Here is a 23389-nt window from a genome sequence, read left to right as displayed (position 1 = left end):
TGCCGGTTGGGCAGTGACTGCGTCAGGCGGCGTGCGGGCGACCCAGGGGCACGATGAGCGGACCGCCCGACACCGGGTCGATGAGCACCATCGACCGCAGTCCGAACGCGGCCTCGAGCAGTTCGGGGGTCACCACGTCGGTGGGTGTTCCCTCGGTGAGGACGTTGCCGTCGCGCATCACGATCAACCGGTCGCTGTAGCGGGCGGCGAGATTGAGATCGTGCAGCACCATCACGATCGTCTTGCCGTGCTCGGCGCACAGCGTGTGCACGAGGTCGAGCACGTCGACGGCGTGCGCCAGATCGAGGAACGTCGTCGGTTCGTCGAGCAGCAGCAGATCGGTCTCCTGGGCGAGGGTGAGTGCGATCCACACGCGCTGTCGCTGCCCACCCGACAGCGCCGACACCGGCCGGTCGGCGAGGGTGTCGGTGCCGGTCATCGCCATCGCCGTCGCGACGGCCACCTCGTCGCCTGCCGACCACTGCCGATACCAGCTCTGATGCGGATGACGACCGCGCGCGACGAGATCGACCACCGTCAGGCCCTCGGGCGCGATGGGGTTCTGCGGGAGCAGACCGAGCGTGCGGGCGACGTCGCGCGGTTTCTGACCGGCGATGTCGGTGCCGTCGAGCAGCACCGTCCCCGACCGCGGACGCAGCAATCGGGCGAGCGAACGCAGCAGGGTCGACTTCCCGCAGCCGTTCGGCCCGACGACGGTGGTGACCTGCCCGTCGGGGATGGCGACGTCGAGACCGGAGATGACGGGCTCGGCGTCGTACCCGACGGTGAGGTCGGTCGCGGACAGGCGTGCCGAGGTGAGCCCGGCGTCGGTGGTGGTGGCAGCGGGTGTCATGCGGACGCCTTTCGCGAGACGGCGATCATCAGATAGATCAGGAACGGGCCGCCGATGCCCGCGGTCACGACACCCACCGACAGGCCGGCGGGTAACAGGCTGCGGCACAGCAGGTCCGAGCCGACCACGAGGACGCCGCCGACGATGCCGGAGATGATCGGTGGTGGTGCCGGCGTGGCACAGAGTCGCAGCGCGATCTGCGGTGCGAGCAGCGCGACGAAGGCGATGGGTCCGGCGGCGGAGACGGTGATGGCCGCGACCACGACGGCCACGACCAGTGCGACGGCGGTGACACCCGAGGTGCGCACCCCCAGGCCGCGGGCGAGATCCTCGCCGAGCCCGAGCACCCCGCTGCCGCGTCGGACGGCCGTCACCGCGATCACCGCGGCGACGAGCGTGACGCTGAGCGTGGTGACCGAGGCCCAGGTGGCGTCGGAGACCGATCCGATGAGCCACCGTTGGGCGCGCCCGACGTCGTTGATGCGCGCGCGGGTGAGTCCGAAGGCGACCAGCGCCTGGAACACCCAGGTGAGGGCGACACCGACGAGGACGAGCCGGAACGCGTCGATGCCGCCGCGCCAGGCGAGCAGGTACATGAGCAGCGCGCCGATGCCGGCACCGACGAGCGCGGAGATCGGGGTGCCGACGTCGGCGAACCACGACCCCCAGCCCGACCCGAACGCGATGCCGAACACCGCTGCGGCACTGGCCCCGGCGGTGATGCCCAGGACGTCGGGGGTGGCCAGCGGGTTGCGGGCGATGGTCTGGGTGAGCGCGCCCGACAGGCCGAGCCCGACGCCGACGAGCAGCGCCACCAGCGCGCGGGGCAGGCCGACGTCGAAGACGATGACGTTCTCCACCCGGGTGCCGCCACCGAGCAGGATCCGGCCGACGTCGATGGCCGAGAGCGGGTAGTCGCCGACGCCGATCCCCGCGGCGAACAGCACCAGCGCCAGCGCGGTGACGACGACGCCGACGATGACCGTCCGAGGCGCCACCAGGAACGACAACGACCCGAGGCGCACCACGCCGCGTCGACGGACGCTCGCGGTCGTCGAGACGGAGGCCGACGCGGGTGTCGATGCGAGCCGGTTGCGGGTCTCGGTCATACGGCCACCAGACGTCGTGAACGGACGAGCTTGATGAGCATCGGTGCGCCGACGACGGCGAGGACGATGCCCACCTGGATCTCGGCCGGTCGCGCGATGACACGTCCGACGACGTCGGAGGCGATGAGCAGGATCGCCCCCAGCACAGCCGAATACGGCACGATCCATCGATAGTCGGGGCCCACCACGGCGCGCGCGAGGTGCGGCACCACGAGACCGAGGAAGACGATCGGGCCGCACGCGGCGGTCGCGGCGCCGGCGAGCAGGGTGATGGCCGCGATGCCGACGACGCGCACGGTCACGATGCGCGACCCCAGCGACCGCGACATGTCGTCGCCGAGGCTCAGCACGTTGAGGAAGAACCCGCTGCCGATCGCGAGCACGAGGCCGGCGGCGATGAACGGTGTCGCGGCCCAGATGACGTCGGAGCCGCGCCCCACCACCGATCCGACGTTCCAGAAGCGCCAGGCGTCGAGCGAGGCGGTGTCGGTGAGGACGATCGCGGAGGTGATGGCCAGCAACATGGCCGACAGTCCGGTGCCCGCGAGCACCAGGGTCAGCGGTGAGGCGCCGCGGGTGAGTGCCGAGGTCCCGAACACCAGACCCGCGGCGATCATCGCCCCGAGCAGTCCGAAGCCCATGTACTCGATGGGGGCGGTGATCCCCAGCAGGTAGACGCCCGCGACGACGGCGCACGCCGCACCCGCGTTGACGCCGAGGAGACCGGGGTCGGCGAGGGGGTTGCGCGTGTGGGCCTGGGCCAGCGCGCCGGCCGCACCGATCGCCAGCCCCACGAGGACACCCAGGACGGTGCGCGGGATGCGGAGGTCGCGCACGATGCCCACGACGTCGGCGGGGGCCGACGACGGGGAGAACAGGGCCTCGACGACCGTGCCGGGGGAGAGCGCCCGCGAGCCGATCGCGATCGACGCGACGGCCAGAAGTGCGAGGAGTCCCACGAAGGCCAGCAGCACGGTCAGATCACGACCGCGCCTCGCGCGTGGGGACACCACCGCCGCCGAACCCTCCTCGATATTGACCGTCAGTATGGCAAGGATAGCCTAAGTCGCTCCGCGATCAGGTCGGCGGCCACCGGGAGGGTTCGATAACCAAAGCGCAACATTTGGTAACCGAAACGGACGATGTGGCGATGAACACAGCAGCCTGGCAGTGAACTGTCAGCAGCGACCGGTCGAGGAGACGAGCCGGCCGTCCACATCGCCTGCTCTCGACGACGAGCGGGCCAGCCGAGAGAGTGGGATTCGATGAAGAACGCACGCAAGACGACACAACGCGCGGCGGCCACGGTTCTGGCGGCTGCCGCCATCGGCACCGCGGGCATGATCGCGGCCGGACCCGCGAACGCCGTCGCACCGCCGGAGCTGCGCATCACCGGTGCGGTGTACTGCGACCGCACCGAGTTCGTCCCGACCCTGGTCCGTTCGATGACCGCCCGCAACGTCGGTGGCGTGACCATGCGCAACACGACGCTGCAGGAGATCAACGGCCAGCGTCGCTTCTCCCCGGCTCTCAAGCCCGGTGAGACCCTGAACATCACCACCAAGCAGCGCGGGTGCTTCCCGTCGTCGATCTCCGGGTACACGATCTCCGACATCCGCGAGAACGTGTTCGACAACTTCGGTTACTGGACGAACTGAGTCCCGACCGCGACCGACGTGACGGCGGTGATCCCTTCGGGGGTCACCGCCGTTCTCGTTCGCCGGGTGGGCACGTAACCACCGCAGTTGGGCACATAACGCCCGCGGTTGGGCACGTAACGCCCGCAGTTGGGCAGTCGCGGTGAGGATTCAGGCGAGATAGCGTTCGACGACGTCGGCGCGCGACCGCATCGCCGCGGCATCGTCGGGTCGGCCGAGGGCGTCGAACTGCGCTGCCGCCGACAGGCTCTCGTCCCTCTCTGCACGCAGCACCGATCGCAGCTCGTCGTCGTCTAGCTCGAGGCGATCGACCTCGGTCGAGCCCACACCGACACCGCCTGGCCCGGCCGGACCCGACGATGCCGTCCCGTCGAGGGAGGGGGCCTGCGCGTTGTCGATCGCGGCGATGGCCGAACGCAAGGCGGCGACGGTTGTCCGGTCGCCGGCCGCGAGTGCGGCACGCAGGTCACGTCGAAGTACCGAATGCATGAGCCGAGACGCTAGCGGCCCGATGTCGCCCGGCGACAGTGATTTTCGAACGCCTACTCGGCGCCGATGCCCAACTGCGGTCGTTACGTGCCCAACCGCGGGCGTTACGCGCCCAACCGGCGGGGTCAGACCTTGTCGGGTTCGGCGGCGGCGAGCATGTCTTCGCGTTCGACGACCTTGATGCGTTCGCGGCCTTCGGCTTCGCCGAGTTTGCGTTCGTGTTCGTCGAGTCGGTACCAGCCGTCCCACGTGGTGAACGGCACGTTGCGGGATTCGAGGAGCTCGACGACCGAGGCCTCGGTGGGGCTGGCCGGGCTGTTGAGCGCGCCTGCCTTCATGTCGTCGAGGATGCAGTCGACGGTCTCGTTCGCGTCACCCTTGGTGTGTCCGATCAGGCCGATGGGTCCGCGTTTGACCCACCCGGTGGTGTAGAGCCCGGTCAGATGGGCGCCTTCGTCGAAGATGCGGCCTGATTCGTTGGGGATGACCCCGGCCTGGTCGTCGAACGGGATCGCGGGCAGGTTGTCCGACAGATACCCGACGGCGCGGTAGACCGCGCCGATCTCCCAGTCGGTGGTGCGCCCGGTCGGCTTCACGTTCCCGGTGCCATCGAGTTGGGTGCGTTCGGTCCGCAGCCCGACGACTTTGCCGTCCTCACCGAGGATCTCGACGGGGCTCTCGAAGAAGTGCAGGAACAGTTTGTGGGGGCGGTCACCGGGTTCGCGGATGGCGTAGTTCTCGATGATCGTGGCGACCTGGTCGGTGATCTTCGACCCGCGCCGGGCGACGGCGGAGCCCTCGTCGTAGTCGATGTCCTCGGGGTCGACGATGACCTCGATGTTGGGGGAATGGTCGAGTTCTTTGAGCTCCAGCGGCGTGAACTTGGCCTGGGCGGGTCCGCGGCGCCCGAACACGTGCACCTCGACCGCCTTGTTCGCCTTGAGCCCCTCGTAGACGTTCGGCGGGATCTCCGTCGGCAACAACTCGTCACCGGTCTTGGCCAAGACTCGCGCGACATCGAGGGCGACATTGCCGACGCCGATGACGGCGACCTTCTCCGCCTCCAGCGGCCAGGTGCGGGAGAAGTCGGGGTGCCCGTCGTACCAGGCGACGAACTGCGCGGCACCGTAGGAACCGTCGAGGTCGATGCCGGGGATCTGCATCCCACGGTCGTCGGTGGCGCCGGTGGAGAAGATCACCGCGTCATAGAAGCTGCGCAGGTCGTCGAGGGTGATGTCGGTGCCGTAGTCGACGTTGCCCAACAGCCGGACCTGCGGCTTGTCGAGCACCTTGTGCAGGGCGGTGATGATGCCCTTGATCCGCGGATGATCCGGAGCCACCCCGTACCGGATCAAACCGAACGGGGCCGGCATCCGCTCGAACAAGTCGATCGACACGGTGGAGAATCGGCCCGCTCGCTGCGCTCCCGGCGCCGGCCGCTCACAGGCTATGTCGGATTTCATCAGCGCATCAGCCGCGTAGATCCCCGCGGGACCGGCGCCGACGATGGCGACTCGCAACGGACGTGTGTCTGCGCTCATGATTCGGGCTTACCTTCTGTTCGTTCTTCTGGGGCCGCATTCTTCCGGGACCATGCTGCGAACCACAATCTCCCACCACGGTAGGCGTCGGCCCACGTCCGGTGCCAATCGCCTCTCGCGCCGATCACCTGGGGTGTTCGTCGGTCAGCTCGCGAGCTGCGGCACCAGCTTCTGCAGCACCCACGGGATCGTCAGCACGGTCGGCACCGACATCGCGCTGCCGGTCACCTGGTCGAGGAACACCACGTCGCCACGCTTGACGACGTCGAGGTTCATGAACGCGGGGTTGGCGCGCAGGGCGTCGGTGGAGCCCTGCCAGTCGACGACGACGAGTTTGTCGAGTCCGCCGAGCAGGCCGAGGTTCTCGTCGGAGATCGAGCCGTAGAACCCGTTGGTGATGCTCGGCTGCAGCGACGCCGGGAACTCGAGTCCCAGGTTCGTGAGCATCTGGCCGCGACCGTCACCGGGGCTGTAGATGCTCAGGCCACCGCCGGCCGAACCGATCACGACCGCGCCGGTGCGACCGACGAGCTGCGGGTTCGCGGCCTTCGCGTCGGTGAACTCCTTCTCGGTGGCGCTGATGAGCTTCGCGGTCTCGGCGGGCTTGCCCACGGCCCGACCGATCTCGGTGGTCGATGCCGTCCACGGCACCGTCCAGTCCTGGTACTGCTCGGGGCGCACGACGGTCGGGGCGACTTTCGCGAGGTTGTCGTACTGCGACCGGGTCACCGCGTTGTTGACGGCGAGGATCAGATCGGGGTTGGTGGCCAGGGCCTTCGGGATGACCGAGGAGAGGTCCTGCGATCCCTGTCCGAGCACGACGGGCTCCTTGCCCTCGAGCGCCTTCTCGTTCCAGGGTGCGATCACGGTCTTCTCGGTGGGGTCGGAGAACGGGACCATCGTGGTCGGGGTGATGCCCAGGGCCAGCAGGGTGTCGCCGTCTCCGGGCCCCAGCGTCGCGATGCGGGCAGCGGTGGCGTCGATGGTGGTGGTGCCGTAGCGGTGATCGATCGTCACCGGCAGGGCGCTCGGCTCGGCCGCGACCGAGCTGCTCGAGGCGGCGGAGTCGTCGGGGGCCGAGCAGGCTCCGACGGTCATCGCGAGACCGACGGCGGTGACAGTGGCGACGAGCGGGGTGAGTACGCGGCGGTGCATCGATTCTCCTAAGGATAGCCTCACCTCCACACTGACAGAGGCGAGCCGATCCGGGCAAATCCGCCTGCGCCGGCGCGTCGATAGGATCGCTGCCATGGCCTCGACCGACACCCCCTCGCCGTCCATCGATCCCGGCGCGTCCGACGACCCCGGGTGGAAGGCGGCGTGGCCGTTCCTCGTGGCCGTCGTGATCGTCGTTCTCGCGGTGGGGACCATCGCGCTGTTCCACGTGATCAAGCCCGGTTCCGAACGGCTCACCGAGAGCGCCAAGGTCACCAGGGCGATCAACGATTACTACACGGCGAAGAACGCGGTGAACTACGACCAGTTCCGCACCCTGAGCTGCCCTGCCGACCTGCTGCAACCCTCGTTCCCGACCGCCGACGCCTTCGAGAAGAGCGGCCAGGCCTCTCGCGCTGAGCACGGCACCATCACCATCACCGACATCACCGAGACCGCGGTCACCGGTTCCTCGGCGACGGCCAACATGCACTGGCGATACACCAAGAACCCGAAGGACGAGGTGCTGCCGATCACGCTGGTGAAGTCCAGCGAGGACTGGAAGGTCTGCGGCGCGAAGGGACCGTGATCCGTCCGGACGGGGAGAGGGGCGATGCCCGGATGCGCGGCGGGTGCGGTGTGTGCAACGCTTCTCAGGTGAGCTATGCAGGTGATCTGACCCCCCAGCAGGCCTGGGACATCCTCCGTTCCGATGCCGACGCGGTGCTCGTCGACGTGCGAACCCGCGCCGAGTGGTCCTACGTCGGTATTCCCGAGCTGTCCGAGATCGGCAAGCAGGTCGTGCTGATCGAGTGGGTCGGCTTCCCCGACGGACAGCGCAACCCGCACTTCGTCTCCCAGCTCCGTGACGCCGGCGTGACCGACGACCAGCAGGTCCTGTTCCTCTGCCGGTCGGGTCAGCGCTCGGTGGGTGCCGCCGAGGCCGCGACCGCCGACGGGATCGCACAGGCGTACAACATCTCCGAGGGCTTCGAGGGCGGCCTGGGTCCCGACGGCCAACGCGGCGTCGTGGGCTGGAAGGCCCAGGGCCTGCCCTGGCGCCAGTCGTGACGGGCGCACGACGGTGATCGGCGGGGGATCGCCACTGCCCGAGGGCGTCTCACCGGAGACCATCGGGGTGCGCGGCGGGCTGATGCGCTCGCAGTTCGACGAGACCTCCGAGGCGATGTTCCTCAACTCCGGCTACGTGTACTCCTCGGCCGCCGCCGCTGAACGCGCGTTCACCGGTGAGGACGAACGCTTCGTCTACTCCCGCTACGGCAACCCCACGGTCGCCATGTTCCAGGAACGGTTGCGCCTGCTCGAGGGGTCGGAGGCGTGCTTCGCCACCGCCAGCGGTATGGCCGCGGTCTTCGTCTCCCTGGGCGCGCTGCTCAAAGCCGGCGACCGCCTCGTGGCCGGGCGCAGTCTCTTCGGATCGTGCTTCGTGGTGTGCAACGAGATCCTGCCCCGCTGGGGTGTCGAGACCGTCTTCGTCGACGGCGAGGACCTCGACCAGTGGGAAGAGGCGCTGTCGGTGCCGACCACCGCGGTGTTCTTCGAGACACCGTCGAACCCGATGCAGTCCCTCGTCGACGTGGCGCGTGTGTCGGAGATGGCGCACGCCGCCGGCGCGCAGGTGGTGTTGGACAACGTCTTCGCCACGCCGCTCCTGCAGCGTGGTCACGATCTCGGCGCCGACGTCGTCGTGTACTCCGGCACCAAACACATCGACGGCCAGGGCCGGGTGATGGGCGGTGCGGTGTTGGGCACCAAGGAGTACATCGACGGCCCCGTGCAGACGCTGATGCGCCACACCGGACCCGCGATGAGCCCCTTCAACGCATGGACCCTGCTCAAGGGCATGGAGACCCTGCGCCTGCGTGTGGACGCGGCCGTCGGCTCGGCGTTGCGCATTGCCCAGTTCCTCGAGGACGACCCGCGCGTGAAGTGGGTCAAATACCCGTTCCTGCAGTCGCATCCGCAGTACGAGCTGGCTCGAGAGCAGATGACCGGCGGTGGCACCGTGGTCACCTTCGAGCTCAGCGACCCGACCGGGATCGGCGGGAAGGCGCGCGCGTTCGAGGTCCTCGACGGGCTGCGGATCATCGACATCTCGAACAATCTGGGTGACGCGAAGTCGCTCATCACCCACCCGGCGACCACCACCCACCGGGCGATGGGGCCCGAGGGCAGGGCGGCGATCGGCCTGTCCGACGGGGTCGTTCGCCTGTCGGTGGGCCTCGAGGGCGTCGACGACCTGCTCGCCGACCTCGACCGGGCGCTCTAACCCGCCGCCGCGGGACGCACCTCATGCAGGCGGTCATCGACTGGATCGTCGAGATCATCACCACGACACCGCCCTGGGTGGTGTACCTGCTGGTGTGGGCGCTGGTGTACCTCGAGTCCGCCGCGCTCGTGGGTCTCGTGCTCCCCGGTGAGACCGCGTTGCTCACCGGAGGGGTGGCCGCCGCGGTCGGCGACACCAGCATCGGTGTGCTGATCGCGGGCGCATGCGTGGCCGCGATCGCCGGGGACGCCACGGGTTTCACGCTCGGGCGCCATTTCGGACCGCGGATGCTCGAATCGAGACTGGGGCGGCGCATCGGCGCCGAGCGATGGGACAAGGTCGCCCACGCGGTGCAGCACAGGGGTATCCCCGCGGTGATCGCCGCCCGCTGGGTGGGCTACGTCCGCACGCTGACACCGTTCGTCGCCGGGATGAGCCGCATGGCGGTGAAGCTGTATCTGACCGCCAACGTCATCGGCGGACTGATCTGGGTCATCGCGGTCGGGATGATCGGGTACCTGGTCGGAGCCGCCGTCGGTGCGCGACTGCTGCTCTACGGCGGACTCGTCGTCGGAGGGGCGGCCCTGGTGTACGTCTGCATCGCCTGGTGGCGCAACCGCCACCAGCGGGCCCGGGCGCGCGTCGACGGCGCCGACGCCGGGTAAAGCCTCCGTTAACGTCCCGTTCGGACGTCCGGGATGTCGGATTCGGTGCTATCGGATGCCATATCCTTTTGCGATGCTCAGCACCCTTGACGCCGCCCGTGACGTGGTGGACTCCGTTCTGGCGCCCGCCGCCGGCGAGGTGGACGCGTCGGGCAAGATCCCGGTCGGTCACTTCGAGGCATTGGCCCGCGCGGGACTCTTCGGCGCCGCGCTCGGCGACGACCGGGCGCATCTCGCCGAGATCGCCGAGACCGTCATCTCCGGCTGCCTGGCCACCGGTTTCGTGTGGGCCCAGCATCACGGTGTCGCTCTCGCGGTCGCGCGCAGCCCCCGAGGCGATCTGCTGCCCGCCCTGAGGTCCGGCGAGGTGATCGCCGGCGTCAGCTATGCGGGAATGGCGTCACACGGACAGACCCTGCGTGCCCGTCGCACCGATACCGGGTACGTCCTGTCGGGGTCGTCGGCCTTCGTCACCGGATGGGGCGTCATCGACATGATCGGCGCCTGGGCCCACGAGGAGTCGACCGGCGAGGTGCACCTGTTCGCCATCGGGCGCCCGGAGTTGTCGGCGGGTCTCACCGCGACGCCGCTGGACCTCGTCGCGGCCCAGGCCAGCAACACCGTCAGCCTCGACTGGGACGACGTCGAGGTCGCCGCCGACCGACTCGTCACCACCATGCCCGCCGACCGGCGTCCCCAGGGTGCCAACATGACCATCCGACTCAACGCCGCACTGGCGCTGGGGATCTGCCGATCGGCACTCCGTGAACTCGACGCGGTGGCCGCACGCAACTTCGAGTTCGCCGACGCCGCGGCCGCCGCCCGCGCCGAGGTGGCCCGGGTGAGAACGGATCTGGACGCCTCCATCGACGACGGCGCCGCGCTGTACCGCCATCGCGCCGCGGCCAACGATCTGGCCATGCGCCTGGCGACGTCGGTGGCGGCCGCGGCGGGCAGTCGCTCGGTGCTGACGGGATCCACGCCCGCTCGGCTCGTTCGAGAGGCACTGTTCTGTGCGGTCTGCGCCAGTCGGCCCGCCATTCGCGACGAGATGCTGGTCCGACTGCTCCCGGAGGGGCGGGCGACGTGAGCGGGGAATGGCTGCTGATCGAGACGTTGGGCAGTGATCTGCGTGTGGTCGCCCAGGGGGCGAAGCCGCGCGGGTGGCGTCGCCTCGGAAACGTGGTCCGCGGCGAGGAGCTGCGGGCCGTCGACAGTCTGGTGCAGTCGTGTCGCGCACGGGGCGAGGCGGTGCTGCGGCGATTCGGCGGTTCCCCGGACACCGCGGTGGGGCAGGCGATCCCGCTGATCGGGCCGTCCGGTGACGTCTACGCGGTGCAGGTGTACCTCGGGCGTGACGACGCGGAGTTCGAGCCGCCACCGAAGGCGGGGACGTTCGAATGGGAACCCACCTCGCCGGATCGACCGCCGCGGTTGTGGTTGTCGGAGGAGACGCTCGACATCCTCTGCATGGACGTGGCATATCGAGACCGCGCCATCTACGGACCCGCCGACCTGTTCACCCGCACGACGAACATGGCGTCGGTCGCCCAGGTGCTCGGCGCGTTACGCGATCCCGGTCTCGACGGTGGGGATCTGCAGTTCACCATCCGTCGCGACGACGGTGTGCTCCGGCGCATCCACTACGTGTACCGCGGCGTCGAGACGCCGGGTGGGCTGCGTGTCCGGGGTTCGATGATGGACGTCACCGCGAGCGAGGACCGGCGCGCCCTCGAGATCGACTGCCTGGATTCGTCGTTGGCGCAGTTGGCCTTCGGTCACCTCGGAGTGCACGGCGCCGTCGTCGACACGCAGTTCGTGAGAGTGCCGTACGTGGTCAAGTGGTTGACGACCCATCCGGCCGGGATGGGGCACGGCGCCAGCACGGGCCAGCCCCCGGGCATCCACCCCGACGATCTCCCGGTCGTCGCGCGATTGTGCGTGGAGGCGCGCACCACACTGTCGAAATGCGATGCGCAGCTACGTATTCGACGGGCCGGCGGTGGATGGATGCAGGTGGGTGTCTCGGCCCGGATCCTCAACGCCGCCGTCTTCGAGGACCTGATGCTCGTCACGATGGACACCGAGGACGCCGGCACCGTGCGCGCCACGGAGTTCCCGCCGGTACCGATCGGGGTCGCCGAACTACCGGCCTAGCTCCACCTGTGGCCGACGTCACCGGGTGTGCGGGTTGCCGCCCGCGGCGGCGTGGGGCATCCTGTTCGCAGTTGGTAGCGAAGGAAACGAAAGACGCGTCACGGCCTGTGCGGTGACGCCCGATCCCTCGCTCCGCGAATACATCTCGCGTGGTGACCCGTCGTCATCCTCGCCCTTCACCTGCTCCGTCCGGATCGTCGTCGATCCGTTCCGGGGCTTCCGCAAGGGAGAGTCACCATGCCTGTCGCCTGTGTTCGTGCACTCGGGGCGTATCTGCCCCCTCGCGTGGTCGACAACGAGAGCGTCTGCGCCTCCATCGATTCCACACCGGAATGGATCTCGTCACGCACGGGGATCGAGACCAGGCGGGTCGTCGACGCCGGGGTCGCCACGTCGGATGTCGCGACCGAGGCCGCCCGGCGTGCGCTCGACGCCTTCGGATCAGATCCGGTCGACATGGTCGTCCTCGCGACCGCCACGCCCGACTACATCTCACCGCCGACAGCCCCGCTGGTCGCCCACGCACTCGGCCTGGGACCGATCCCCGCCTTCGACGTCAGCGCCGCTTGCTCGGGGTTCCTCTACGGGTTGTCGGTGGCGGCGGCGATGATCAGCGCCGGGACCGCGCAGCGGATCCTGTTCGTCTGCGCCGAGACGGCGAGCGCGTTCACCGATCCCGGCGACCGCGACACCGCGGCCATCTTCGCCGACGGTGCCGCCGCCGTGATCCTCGAGGCGACCGAGAATGTCGACGCAGCAGGCGTTCTCGGGTCGTTCGTCCTCGGCAGCGAGGGTCGGTGCGCCGATCTGGTGATGATCCCCGGTTCCGGCGCGCGAGACCGCGCCGACGGAACCCTAGGCTTCACAACGCCGTTCATCACGATGGACGGCAAACCACTGTTCGTGCAGGCGGTGACCCGGATGTCGGAGGCCGTCCGCGACGTCGCCGCCCGTGAGGGTCTCGATCTCGACGACATCGCCCTGTTCGTCCCGCACCAGGCGAACGGTCGCATCATCGAGTCGGTGGCCGACGAGCTGGAGATCGATCCCGACCGCGTCGTCGTCACCATCGACCACACCGGGAACACCATCGCCGCCTCGATCCCGCTCGCGTTGGCCGAGGCCGCCGCCGGCGGGCGGCTGTCCGCCGGCGACCGCGTGATGCTCACGGCCTTCGGGGCCGGGGCCTCGTGGGGCGCCACCACATTCGTCTGGCCCGACATCGCCGTCGCGGCGTCCTGACCCGTCTCGTTCGCGTCCCACACCGAGAGGAACACCCACCATGGCACTCGACACCACCCCGTCCCCCACGGCGACCGCCGACGAGATCGCCGGCTTCGTCCACGACCATCTCGCACGCAAGCACGCGGTCGACACCGCCGGCATCGACGGCAAGACGTTCAACGAGCTCTACGTCGACTCATTGGGCGTCGTCCAGCTCGGCATGAAGGTGAAGAAGAGATTCGGCGTCGAGTTCGAGGCGGGCGAGATCACCGGCGCCGACACCGTCGGCGACGTGGTCGCCGCCATCGGCGCACGCCTGTCCGCGGCGGGACACGGAGCCGACGAGGTGCGCCGATGACCGCGCCCGCGATCCACGCCTCGATCGACGACCTGCTCGGCGCACGGTCGGGACGCTTCTTCGGGGAGCGCTACCGGCTGGTGGGCCAGGAACTCACCGTGCGCGACCGATGGTCGGATCCGAGCGGTGCGGTCGGCCTCAGCGGCAACGTGGTGATCGCGTATCCCGATGCGTGGTCCACGAAGGGCACACGCGCGGTGCGCCCGCACGTCTCGACGATCGACGGGGCGGTCACGGCCTCGCTGTGCGCGTCTGCCCTGCTCGCCTCGGATCCCCACGTCTTCGCCGCACAGATCGAGAAGGCCTGGATCTCCGACCTGCGCCTGATGGCCGGCGGGACGCCGCAGGAGGACGCCGAGAGCGTCGCGCTGCTCGCCGTCGTCACCGGTCGCCACGAGGGCGACGGTGCGACGATGATCGACGTCGACGCGAACCTGGGGTCGATGCGACTGCTGTTCACGGTCACCGTCATCGGCCGGGCACGTCTCGAGGACCTGCGCGCCGACGGCGCCGCACGGCCACTGGTCGGCACGGGATACGTCGGCGGCGTGCTCGACCTGCGTTCGGTGGTGATCGATCGGGACCGGCGCACCTGCACCGCCGAGCTGAGCCGCTCGGGCGCGGCCACCCCACCCGGGCGCGCCATGGTCGCCGCGGGACACCGTGATCACCACACCGACGTCGAACACATCGTCGCGGTCGCCCAGGCCGCGCAGGCGCTGCTGTACGACCTCGACGGGGTGTCGCGGGCATCGTCCAACACCCTGTGGATGCGGAGCTATCACGCGAAGCGCACGCTCGCGCCCGTCGCGTTCGACGGCCCGGCCGCGCTGCGGTCGTCGATCGTCGACCACGAGACGGTCGAGATGACCGACGGCCTCTGGAGCGTCTCGGAGTGGGAGGCCTCCTGCGCCGATGTGACATCGACCTTCGAGGTCGCCCACCGGCTCCCGGACGGAGCGCGTCGATGACCGACATCATCATGGTCCGACACGCGCGCACCGAGGGCAACGTGCGCGGCCTGTTGCAGGGTCGGGCGGACTCGCCGGTGATCGTCGACGAGCTGGCCGCGGCCGCGGCCTGGCGCGAACGCGGACTCCCCGAGCCCGACGCGGTGTACTGCTCCCCGCAGCGACGGGCGCGCATCACCGCCGCGTATCTGCTGCCCGACGTCGCGGCCGTCATCGACGACCGCCTCGCCGAGCGCGACCTCGGTGACATCGACGGCCGCGTCGCGCAGGACCTGTGGGCCGCCGAGCCCGACCTCGCCCACGCCATGGCCGCCGACCCGACCTTCGCGCCACCCGGCGGTGAGTCCGCCGAGCAGGTCGGTGCGCGGGTGCGGGGTCTCGTGGGCGACCTCGTGCGCCGCGGAGATCGCTTGGCGGCGTGCGTCACCCACGGCGCACTCATGACGATCACCCTGCGCGTCCTCGCCGGGGTCGAGGGTCGACCGCACATCGAGAACCTGCAGGCCGTCCGGCTACGCGTCCTCGACCCGGCCGCGCTGCACCCGGTGGAGTTGGTCGGGGTCCTGCCGGGCCGCACGGCGGCGGCGGTGGCCCGATGACCACCCTGCTGATGTTCCCGGGCCAGGGGTCCCAGCGTGTCGGCATGGGCGCAGACGTGATGGAGGAACACGGCGACCTGGTCGAGACGGCCTCGGACATAACCGGGTTCGACATCGCCGAGGTCTGTGGTTCGCGAGAGCTGATGGGCGACACCCGGTTCCTGCAGCCCGCACTGTTCGTCGCCGAATACCTCGACTACCGCGCGCACTGGTCACATCTCGACGACGTCGTGATGGCCGGGCACTCCCTCGGGGAGCTGGTGGCGCTGTGTGCCGCAGGCGCATTCGGATTCGAGGTCGGTGTCGAGCTGGTCGCGACCCGGGCACGACTGATGAGCGAGGTCCGCGGTGGCCGGATGGCCGCGATCATGCAGATCGATGCCGACGTGGTCCGCGGCGTGGTCGACGACGAGTTCCCCGACATCGACATCGCCAACCACAACGGGTACGGCCAACTGGTGGTCTCCGGACCCGACGACTCCGTCGACGCGCTGTGCGACCGCGTCGACGATCTCGACGGACTGGCCACCACCCTTGCGGTGAGCGGGGCGTTCCACAGCCGCTACATGCGGGGGCCGGCGGCTCGGTTCGCCCTTGTCGCACAGTCGCATCCGATGACGGCGCCGGACGTCCCGGTCGTCGCCAACGCCACCGCGGACTTCTACGGTGCCGACGGTGACCTCGTGGACCTGATGACGCGGCAGCTGTATTCGCCGGTCCGGTGGACGGAGTCGATCGAGACCGCCGTCGAGGCGGGTGTCGACACCTTCGTGGAGGTGGCCCCGGGCAAGGTGCTGTCGAGGATCGTCGAGCGTATGCGGGTCCGCCGCGGATGGCGGGCCGACATCGTGACGGGTGACGCACATGCGGCGTGAGAGCGGGCGGGCGCCCCGGGCGCGGTGGGTCTCGCTGAGCCGCGTGATCCGACCCCGCGCGCGGCTGGTGATCTTCCCGCACGCGGGTGGGGGACCGACCGCGCTGCTGAGCCTCGCGCGACTGTGCCCCGAGGGCACCGAGCTGTGGGGACTGGCCATGACCGGGCGGGACGTGCGAGCCCGCGACACCGAGGCCGACGACGTCGCCGACCTCGTCGCGTCGGTCGCCGCCGAGTTCGGCGGACGCGAGCCGTTGCCCACGGTGTTCCTGGGCTGCAGCCTCGGCGCGCTGGTGGCCGCGCGGGCCGCCCACGCGCACCCGCATCTCTGCGATGCGTTGATCGTCGCGAGTCAGACGCCGGGGGACCGGGACCGGTTCGCCGAGGCCGGCGTGGACATCTCCGATCTCGAGGGCTTCCTGCTGACCGCCGGGATGACGGAGCCGGAGATCCTGGAGATCAAGCAGATCCGTGACGATCTGTGCGGCCGGCTGTCCAAGGATCTGGCGTTGGTCGACGACTGCGCCACCGATTTCGGGGCGGTGCGGTGCGACCAGGACCTGTACGTGCTCTCCGGGATCGACGATCCGATCGCACCGGTGCAGGCGATGAGCGCCTGGCGCGGACACTCCCGCGGAACGACCACCGGGATGGCCCTGCCGGGAGGACATTTCGCCTTCCTCGAACCCGACAATCACCAACTGACCCGGATGCTGCTGAGCGCCGCTTTCGAGACCGCCGACCGCAGCCACCACGCCCGTCGCGACGTCGACCGACTCCGCGTCGGCTGAGCGCCCGGGACACGAAGGAGAACCGCATGACCGGAACACCGCTGCACACCGATTCCTCCGAGACCGATGTGCTCATCGTCGGCGGCGGACCGATCGGACTCATGCTGGCGTGTCTGTTGCGTCGCGCCGACGTCGAGGTGACCGTCGTCGACAGGGCGCGCGCGGCGACCCGACACAGCAAGGCGACGCTGATCTGGCCCCGATCGCTGGAGCTGCTGGAGGCCGCCGACGTCGCCGAGGACATCGTCGCCGTCGGGCACCGCATCGACGCGGTCACGTTCAACTCGCGCGACGACCTGCTGCGCGCGGTCGACCTCAATGCCCTGGCCGACACCCGGTACGCGTTCGGGGTCAGCGTCCGACAGTCCACCGTCGAGGACCTGTTGCGTCGCCGCCTCGACGCACTGGGTGGGGTCGTGGTGGCCGCGGAGTGCACCGCCGTCGTCGATCGCGGGGCCGACGTGACCGTCGTCGTCGACGACGGCGCGGGAGAGCGGGAGCTCACGGCCCGCTGGGTGGTCGGCGCCGACGGCGTCGACAGCCTCGTCCGCACCGCCATGGGCGCCGAGTACGAGGGCTACGACGTCCCGGCCCAGTTCATCCTGGCCGACTCGCGTCTGGCCGGCGACATCCCCAGGAACCGGGCGAGCTATTTCTTCGGCCCCGACGGGAGTCTCGCGGTCGGGCCCATCGGCGACGACCTCTACCGGGTGGCCTGGAGCGTCAGCGCACTCGAGACCGCCCGGCCCGACGACCCGTCGCACGTCGCCGACGTCATCCGGAGCCGCTCGAATCTCGCGGTGGATGTCGAACTCGTCCACTACTCGGCGGCGTTCAAGGCCCAGGTGCGCCACGCGTCGGCGTTCCGGTCGGGTCGGTTGCTGCTGGCCGGCGACGCCGCCCACCGGATGACCCCGGCGTCGGGACAGGGCATGAACACCGGGTTCGGTGACGCGGCGGCGTTGGGATGGCGACTGGCCGGTGTGGTGCACGGACGCCTCGACAGCGCGCAGCTCGACGTTTACGCGTCCGAGAGAGCCGCCGCGGCGCGCCAGATCGAGGAGCGCACCTCCGCCCAGAGCAGCCATGTCGACGACTGGTCGTCGACCCGACGCGGATCGGTGGGTCCGATCCCGGTGATGACCACCGAGCAGCTCGCCCAGTTCGACGTCGGCGACCGCGTCGACGTGAACTACCGCGGGATCGCGGTGGGACTGGGGATCCCGATCGCCCTCGACGCACCCACCGTCGTCTGCTGGCCGGGCACCCGGTGGACGGGTGATCGGTGGGCAGGTGATCGGTGGGCAGGGGCGATCGACGAACTCGCGGCGAAGTCGCCGTCGGGCACACGGATCATCGACGCCGCACGGATGGGCAACTCGCGACCTCCGTGTGTGCGGACCGACCACGAGATCGCCGCGATCATCCGCCCGGACGGTCACCTCGAGGGTCGGTACCCCCTCGACGAGGTGGTGGATCGACTGACCGCCGCGGGGTGGCGATGAGCACGACGCCCACATCGGCGACACCACGAGACCGGGACACATCCGAACGACCCCGGAAACGCCGGAGTGATTCACCAACGAGAGAGGACACCGTCATGACCGAACGTGGACTGATCGACAACCGGACCGCCGAGGAGGCGACCACCTCCGCCGTCTCGTCACGGCTGCCGACCGGCGTCTACGCCCTCGGCGCGAGCGTGTTCGCCCTGGGCACATCGGAATTCGTCATCGCAGGACTCGTGAACCAGATGTCGACGTCGCTGGGGGTGTCGGTGCCGCAGGTCGGCAACCTGATCACCGTCTTCGCCATCGGGATGCTCGTCGGCGCACCGCTGATGGCGATCCTCACGCTCACGCTGGACAAGAAGAAGACACTGCTCGCCAGCGCGGCGGTGTTCTCCCTCGCGCATCTGCTCACCGCGTTCGTCCCCGACTTCGGCGCCATCCTCGCGCTGCGGGTCGTCTCGGCGTTGGCGTGCGCCACCGAACTCACCGTCGCCGCGGTGATGGCGGTAGCCCTCGCCGGATCCGACCGCACGGCCCGCGCGATCGCGGTGGTGATCGGCGGCATGACGCTGGCCAACGTGATCGGCGTCCCCGTGGGCAGTTTCATCGGCGAGCAGCTCAACTGGCAGTCGGCGTTCGTGTTCGTGGGGATCGTGAGCGCGGCCAGCGCTGCGCTGGTCGCCGTCGTCGTGCCCCGGCTGCCCCGGCAACACGCGCCCGACGCCGCCCTCCGGTCGATCGCCATGACCGAGTTGCGCTCGCTGAACCAGCTCCGGGTGTACGTCGCGCTGGGCACCACGGTGCTGTTCGAGGCCGCGCTGTTCTCGGTCTACTCGTTCGTGCAGCCGATCCTCACCGACGTCTCGCAGATGAGCTCGGGCATCGTCCCGTTGGTGCTGTTCGCGTTCGGGTTCGGCACCTTCGTCGGGATCACCATCGGTGGCCGGCTCGCCGAACGTTTCCCGTTGAAGAACGTGATCGGCTCGCTGATCGTTCTGATCGTCGTCATGGTGGTCTTCCGGGTGGTGGTGCACAGCGCCGTCGCGTCGGCGATTGTCGTCACCCTGATCGGAGTGGCAGGGTTCTCGATGACCGCGGCCCTCAACGCGCGGGTGATCGGCTTCGCCGCGGCGGCACCGACGCTGGCGGTCGCGATCAGCCTGTCGGCCTTTAACATCGGCAACGCCATCGGCCCGGCGATCGGCGGGGTCGTATACGCACACGCGCCGATGCGGGCCGACGTCATCTGGTCCGGTGTCGCCCTCGGCGTGCTGGCACTGGGCACCGCGATCGCGTCGGCGGTCATCGAGCGGGCCCCGCGGGAGAGCGGCGTGGTCGAGCCGTCGGCCTGACGCCCTCAGTCCGTGCGGGCGAGGAGGTCCGCGGCACCGAGCGCACGCAGGACGGTGCCGAACTTGGCGGTGGTCTCGGCGAGTTCGGCGTCGGGATCGGATTGCGCGACAACGCCTCCCCCCGACCACGCGCGGATCGTCCGACGGTCGGCGGTGATCTCGGCGCAGCGGATGCTCACCATCCACTCGCCGTCGCCGGCGGTGTCGCACCAGCCGATGGCCCCGGCGTAGAAGTCGCGGGGCTCCTCGGTGGCGAGGATCAGATCTCGCGCCGCCGCAGTCGGCGTACCGCAGATGGCCGGCGTCGGGTGCAGGCGCAGCGCGAGATCCAACGACGTCATCTCCGGCTCGCGCAGCACACCCTCGATCGGGGTGGCGAGGTGCCACATCTCGCCCGTGCTCAGCAGGACCGGCTCCTCGGGCACGGACAACGTCGTGCACAGCGGTCCCAACGTCGACGTCAGGTAGTCGACGACGATCCGGTGCTCGTGCCGATCCTTCGCCGAGTCGAGCAGCGCGGCTGCCCGGGCGGCGTCGATCGCCGGGTCGCTCGAACGCGGCGCCGATCCGGCGTAGGGACGGCACGTCACACGGTCACCGGTCTTGTGCACCAACGACTCCGGGCTCGCCCCCACCAGGGTGCGCCCGGCGAAGTCGCCGCCGGCGGCCGAGAGGTCGACCCGGAAGGCGTTGTGTTCGTGGTTGCCCGCGGCGAGTGCAGCGACCACCGCGTCGATGTCGAGGGGCTCGGCGGCGAACAACTCGACGGCCCGGGCGAGCACCACCTTGTCGGCGGCGCCCGCGGTGATCTGGTCGATCACCGCGGCCACGCGGGCGACGTGGACCTCCGGTGCCGGGATCGTCGCGGTGAGGGTGACCGGTACGGCGTGGGCCGGGGCCGAGCCGGCATCGGGCTCGCGGTGCTCGAGGGTCTCGACGGCCATCAACGCGTCGGGCGCGGCCTCGTCGAACGCGATGGCCCCGACCACCGCGACCGGCGTGCCGTCGCGGCGTCCCCGGGCGATCGCGGCGACGGCGTCAGCGGCGTCGGCGAACCGCGCCACCGGGGTGCCCGCGTGCACGGAACCGTGCGGGCGGGACAGATGGAAGAACACGCGATCAACGCTACCCGGGGGCATTGCGATCACCGTGACCGCAATTCCGCCCACCACGACGACGTCGTGAGGTCGCCGCGGTGTGTCGCGCGCCACAGTGCAATTGACATCGGGTGCGGTCGGCGGCCACTCTCATCGCCAGGTCATGAGTGTCAGCGCACAGCCCCGGCTTGCTGACCGGCAACCCTCCAACCGCGGTGGGGTGCTCCGGGTGACGACCAGGCCGCGTCCGAGGTGGACGTGAGCAAGCGCGGACTCCTCACACGGAGTCCTCTGACGAGAACGAGGACCACCATGTCTGTCACCGACATCACACCTGCCCCCGCTGCCCTCGCGCCGGTGTACCCGATCGCCGACGTCGTGGGTGCGCACGAGACCGTCGACTGCGCCGCCGGTCGTGTGCGCTACGTCAACGGCGACTACGCCGCCAGCGCGCCCGCCCTCACCGCCGTCGCCGGCGAGATCGCCCAGGCGCTGCCGCAGTACGCGAGCGTGCACCGCGGTGCCGGGCACCTGTCGCAGCTCACGACGGCCCGCTACGAGAACGCCCGGGCGGTCGTGGCCGGTTTCGTGCGTGCCCGCGCCGACGACCACGTGATCTTCACCCGCAACACCACCGACGGCATCAACCTCCTGGCCCGCGCCGTCCCCGGCGACACCGTGGTCCTCGATGTCGAGCACCACGCGAACCTGTTGCCGTGGCAGCGTTCTGGCGCGGACACGAAGGCGAAGCCCGAGCTGGACCGAAAGTGCCGCGTGGTGACCTGCCGACCCACCGTCGCGGAGACGCTCGAGGCACTGGCCGCCGAACTCCACCGCGCTCCCGCGGCGTTGTTGGCCGTCACCGGCGCGTCGAACGTGACCGGGGAGGTGCTGCCCCTGGCGAAGCTCGCCGACATCGCCCACGACGCGGGTGCCCGCATCCTCGTCGATGCCGCCCAGCTCGCCCCGCATCGCGCGATCACCGTCGCCGGACACGGCATCGACTACCTCGTGTTCTCGGGCCACAAGCTGTACGCGCCCTTCGGATGTGGGGTACTCGTCGGTCGCGGCGACTGGCTCGACGCCGCCGAGCCCTACCTGGCCGGCGGCGGCGCGACGGCCGACGTGCCGCCGACCGATCCGTCCACCGACGACGCCGTCGAGGTGGCCTGGCGCAGCGGTCCCGCACGCCACGAGGGCGGGACCCCGAACGTGTTGGGCGCCATCGCGATCGCCGCGGCCTGCGTTGCGATCGACGATCTCGGTTTCGAGCGGATCGGGGTGCACGAGCACCTTCTGCGCACCCGTCTCGACGGCGCACTCGACGCGATCGACGGCGTGAGGCGACTCTCGATCTGGTCCGACAGCCGCGACCGCGTCGGCATCGCCGCGTTCACCGTCGCCGGTCACTCACCGCGCGCGGTGGCCGAACACCTCAACGACGCCCACGGCATCGGTGTCCGCGACGGCCGCTTCTGCGCCCACCCGCTGCTCCACCACCTCGGACACCCCGAGGGGGCGGTACGCGTCAGCTTCGGCGTCGGCACCGGGTCCGACGACATCGACCGGCTCACCGCCGCGCTCGCAGACCTGGTCGCTCGCACCTGATCTGACCGCTCGCACGCTCTCGCGCGGTCCGCACCACGTGCGAACAGAGGGTCGCGGTCAGTTCTCGCCGCGGTCCCATCGGCGGTGGAGGTCGGCGCGTCCGGCTTCGGTGACCGTGCCGTACAGCCGGCACCGCGCCATGCCCCCGTCGGGGTGGATGTCCATGCGCGCCTGCGTCATCGGACGATCGACGTCGACGGTGAAGCGGTGTCTAGTGTCGGGTTGCAGGGGGGTGCGGGGGAGAATCTCGAACCACTCGCCATCGGCCCCGTCACGCCCGCGCACGCTCGCCTCCCCGGGGGCGTTGCCGAGGAACCAGCTGGTGTCGAGCTCGACGAGCGAGACCACGCCCTGGGCGGCGAGGTCGATCTCGACCCAGTCGTTGCCGTCGTCCCGCCGCCGTGAGGTCTCCCATCCCTCGCCCATCGAGCGGGCCCGACCGGGCATCAGCAGGTTGTTCGGTGAGCCGTAGAACATGTTCGAGCAGGCGCTGATCCGGGCGCCGTTCTCGAGTGCGGCGAGGTCGAACGGTCCGTGGTCGAGGAACTGCGGATTTGGGACACCGCGTCCGTGGACGCGCAGCCGGGCGACGCCGCCGTCGGGGTAGATCGACAGGCGCACGTGGGTGAACCGGTCGCGGGAGGCGACCTCGATCGGGTTGGCCGTGTCGCCGGCGACCGGCTGCCGCTCGACGATGGTCTGCCAGTCCGCGTCGACGACCTCGTGTGCCGGCGGGAAGCCGGTCACGGCGGCCGCCTCCACCGACACCGTCGGTGGGAAGTTGCCCACGAACCACGAGGTGTCCACCACGACGCCGTGGATGACACCGGGCACGCCGAGTCGCACGATGGCGCGGTCGACCGCGGAGGGGTCGTCGGGCGCGAAACCGCCCGGTCGGCGTCGACGGGTCTCCCAGCCGTCGTAGATCTGACCGACGTGTCCGAAGGTGGCGGGTCGGTACTCCGACGCCGCCGGGACGATCAGGTTCTCCGCCTCGGCGAACAGGGCGTCGGTGCTGGTGATCACGGCGCCGCCGAGGCTGCGTAGGGCGAGATCGGGCATCGCGGTGAACGCGGCGGGGGGTGTG

Annotated in this window: 24 protein-coding genes and 1 riboswitch; of the genes, 16 read left to right on the top strand and 8 right to left on the bottom strand. The window is 70.1% G+C overall.

Features of this window, described 5'->3' with window-relative positions:
* Positions 1-22 precede the first annotated feature (22 nt).
* From OG579_RS09745 to OG579_RS09735, 3 genes are read right to left on the bottom strand one after another with little or no spacing between them, the layout of a single operon-like run.
* Entirely contained in the window at positions 23-853 is an 831-nt protein-coding gene (locus OG579_RS09745) for an ABC transporter ATP-binding protein (RefSeq protein WP_328858963.1), read from the bottom strand.
* Positions 850-1962, bottom strand: coding sequence for a FecCD family ABC transporter permease (locus OG579_RS09740; RefSeq protein ID WP_328858962.1), 1113 nt, complete (start codon positions 1960-1962; stop codon positions 850-852). Before OG579_RS09740 ends, OG579_RS09745 begins: the two co-directional genes overlap by 4 nt.
* Entirely contained in the window at positions 1959-2975 is a 1017-nt protein-coding gene (locus OG579_RS09735) for a FecCD family ABC transporter permease (protein WP_408068778.1), read from the bottom strand. Before OG579_RS09735 ends, OG579_RS09740 begins: the two co-directional genes overlap by 4 nt.
* Before the next feature lie 252 nt (positions 2976-3227).
* Between OG579_RS09735 and OG579_RS09730 the strand changes: the two genes are divergently transcribed.
* On the top strand, positions 3228-3620 hold the full coding sequence (locus OG579_RS09730) for a hypothetical protein (RefSeq protein ID WP_045824426.1): 393 nt from the start codon (positions 3228-3230) through the stop codon (positions 3618-3620).
* A gap of 150 nt (positions 3621-3770) precedes the next feature.
* On the opposite strand, the gene OG579_RS09725 is transcribed toward OG579_RS09730, so the two are convergent.
* From OG579_RS09725 to OG579_RS09715, 3 genes are all read right to left on the bottom strand, one after another.
* Positions 3771-4109: a GatB/YqeY domain-containing protein gene (locus OG579_RS09725; protein ID WP_328858961.1), complete on the bottom strand. Its 339-nt coding sequence runs from the start codon at positions 4107-4109 to the stop codon at positions 3771-3773.
* A 125-nt stretch (positions 4110-4234) separates the two neighbouring features.
* Positions 4235-5650, bottom strand: coding sequence for an FAD-dependent oxidoreductase (locus OG579_RS09720; RefSeq protein ID WP_328858960.1), 1416 nt, complete (start codon positions 5648-5650; stop codon positions 4235-4237).
* 144 nt (positions 5651-5794) lie between these two features.
* On the bottom strand, positions 5795-6805 hold the full coding sequence (locus tag OG579_RS09715; RefSeq protein WP_328858959.1) for an ABC transporter substrate-binding protein: 1011 nt from the start codon (positions 6803-6805) through the stop codon (positions 5795-5797).
* A gap of 94 nt (positions 6806-6899) precedes the next feature.
* Here OG579_RS09715 and OG579_RS09710 point away from each other — a divergent pair, with 94 nt between their 5' ends.
* The 14 genes from OG579_RS09710 to OG579_RS09645 all read left to right on the top strand — a co-directional run bounded on the left by OG579_RS09710 (position 6900) and on the right by OG579_RS09645 (position 19597).
* Positions 6900-7394: an Rv0361 family membrane protein gene (locus OG579_RS09710; protein ID WP_328858958.1), complete on the top strand. Its 495-nt coding sequence runs from the start codon at positions 6900-6902 to the stop codon at positions 7392-7394.
* Positions 7395-7462: 68 nt separating this feature from the next.
* Complete coding sequence (locus OG579_RS09705; RefSeq protein ID WP_045824421.1) at positions 7463-7876, top strand: rhodanese-like domain-containing protein; 414 nt, start codon at positions 7463-7465, stop codon at positions 7874-7876.
* Positions 7877-7889: 13 nt separating this feature from the next.
* Entirely contained in the window at positions 7890-9095 is a 1206-nt protein-coding gene (locus tag OG579_RS09700) for an O-succinylhomoserine sulfhydrylase (protein ID WP_408068777.1), read from the top strand.
* 23 nt (positions 9096-9118) lie between these two features.
* Entirely contained in the window at positions 9119-9760 is a 642-nt protein-coding gene (locus OG579_RS09695) for a DedA family protein (protein ID WP_328858957.1), read from the top strand.
* A 73-nt stretch (positions 9761-9833) separates the two neighbouring features.
* Positions 9834-10850 (top strand): acyl-CoA dehydrogenase family protein, encoded by a 1017-nt coding sequence (locus OG579_RS09690; protein WP_328858956.1) that lies wholly within the window; start codon positions 9834-9836, stop codon positions 10848-10850.
* Complete coding sequence (locus tag OG579_RS09685) at positions 10847-11917, top strand: GAF domain-containing protein (protein WP_328858955.1); 1071 nt, start codon at positions 10847-10849, stop codon at positions 11915-11917. Before OG579_RS09690 ends, OG579_RS09685 begins: the two co-directional genes overlap by 4 nt.
* Before the next feature lie 237 nt (positions 11918-12154).
* Positions 12155-13159: a beta-ketoacyl-ACP synthase 3 gene (locus OG579_RS09680; protein WP_328858954.1), complete on the top strand. Its 1005-nt coding sequence runs from the start codon at positions 12155-12157 to the stop codon at positions 13157-13159.
* 40 nt (positions 13160-13199) lie between these two features.
* On the top strand, positions 13200-13499 hold the full coding sequence (locus OG579_RS09675; RefSeq protein WP_328858953.1) for an acyl carrier protein: 300 nt from the start codon (positions 13200-13202) through the stop codon (positions 13497-13499).
* The gene (locus tag OG579_RS09670; RefSeq protein WP_328858952.1) at positions 13496-14470 is read left to right on the top strand and encodes an AvrD family protein; all 975 of its coding nucleotides are present in this window, start codon (positions 13496-13498) and stop codon (positions 14468-14470) included. The genes OG579_RS09675 and OG579_RS09670 overlap by 4 nt, the downstream gene beginning before the upstream one ends.
* The gene (locus OG579_RS09665; protein WP_328858951.1) at positions 14467-15069 is read left to right on the top strand and encodes a histidine phosphatase family protein; all 603 of its coding nucleotides are present in this window, start codon (positions 14467-14469) and stop codon (positions 15067-15069) included. Before OG579_RS09670 ends, OG579_RS09665 begins: the two co-directional genes overlap by 4 nt.
* Positions 15066-15944: an ACP S-malonyltransferase gene (locus tag OG579_RS09660; RefSeq protein WP_328858950.1), complete on the top strand. Its 879-nt coding sequence runs from the start codon at positions 15066-15068 to the stop codon at positions 15942-15944. Before OG579_RS09665 ends, OG579_RS09660 begins: the two co-directional genes overlap by 4 nt.
* Positions 15934-16734 carry a thioesterase II family protein gene (locus OG579_RS09655; protein WP_328858949.1) on the top strand — a complete coding sequence of 267 codons (801 nt, stop codon included), beginning with the start codon at positions 15934-15936 and terminating at the stop codon, positions 16732-16734. The genes OG579_RS09660 and OG579_RS09655 overlap by 11 nt, the downstream gene beginning before the upstream one ends.
* 26 nt (positions 16735-16760) lie before the next feature.
* The gene (locus tag OG579_RS09650; RefSeq protein WP_328858948.1) at positions 16761-18239 is read left to right on the top strand and encodes an FAD-dependent oxidoreductase; all 1479 of its coding nucleotides are present in this window, start codon (positions 16761-16763) and stop codon (positions 18237-18239) included.
* Between the two features lie 95 nt (positions 18240-18334).
* Complete coding sequence (locus OG579_RS09645; RefSeq protein ID WP_328858947.1) at positions 18335-19597, top strand: MFS transporter; 1263 nt, start codon at positions 18335-18337, stop codon at positions 19595-19597.
* Positions 19598-19602: 5 nt separating this feature from the next.
* On the opposite strand, the gene OG579_RS09640 is transcribed toward OG579_RS09645, so the two are convergent.
* Positions 19603-20736, bottom strand: coding sequence for an isochorismate synthase (locus OG579_RS09640; protein ID WP_408068776.1), 1134 nt, complete (start codon positions 20734-20736; stop codon positions 19603-19605).
* A 117-nt stretch (positions 20737-20853) separates the two neighbouring features.
* Positions 20854-20969, top strand: a riboswitch (SAM riboswitch).
* Positions 20970-21006: 37 nt separating this feature from the next.
* Here OG579_RS09640 and OG579_RS09635 point away from each other — a divergent pair.
* Complete coding sequence (locus tag OG579_RS09635) at positions 21007-22302, top strand: aminotransferase class V-fold PLP-dependent enzyme (protein ID WP_328858945.1); 1296 nt, start codon at positions 21007-21009, stop codon at positions 22300-22302.
* A gap of 57 nt (positions 22303-22359) precedes the next feature.
* On the opposite strand, the gene alc is transcribed toward OG579_RS09635, so the two are convergent.
* Complete coding sequence (gene alc / locus OG579_RS09630; protein ID WP_328859206.1) at positions 22360-23364, bottom strand: allantoicase; 1005 nt, start codon at positions 23362-23364, stop codon at positions 22360-22362.
* Between the last annotated feature and the right edge of the window lie 25 nt (positions 23365-23389).

The organism is Williamsia herbipolensis (assembly GCF_036153515.1).
Taxonomy (GTDB): Bacteria; Actinomycetota; Actinomycetes; order Mycobacteriales; family Mycobacteriaceae; genus Williamsia_A; species Williamsia_A herbipolensis.
This window is presented reverse-complemented; position numbering and strand designations above follow the sequence as displayed.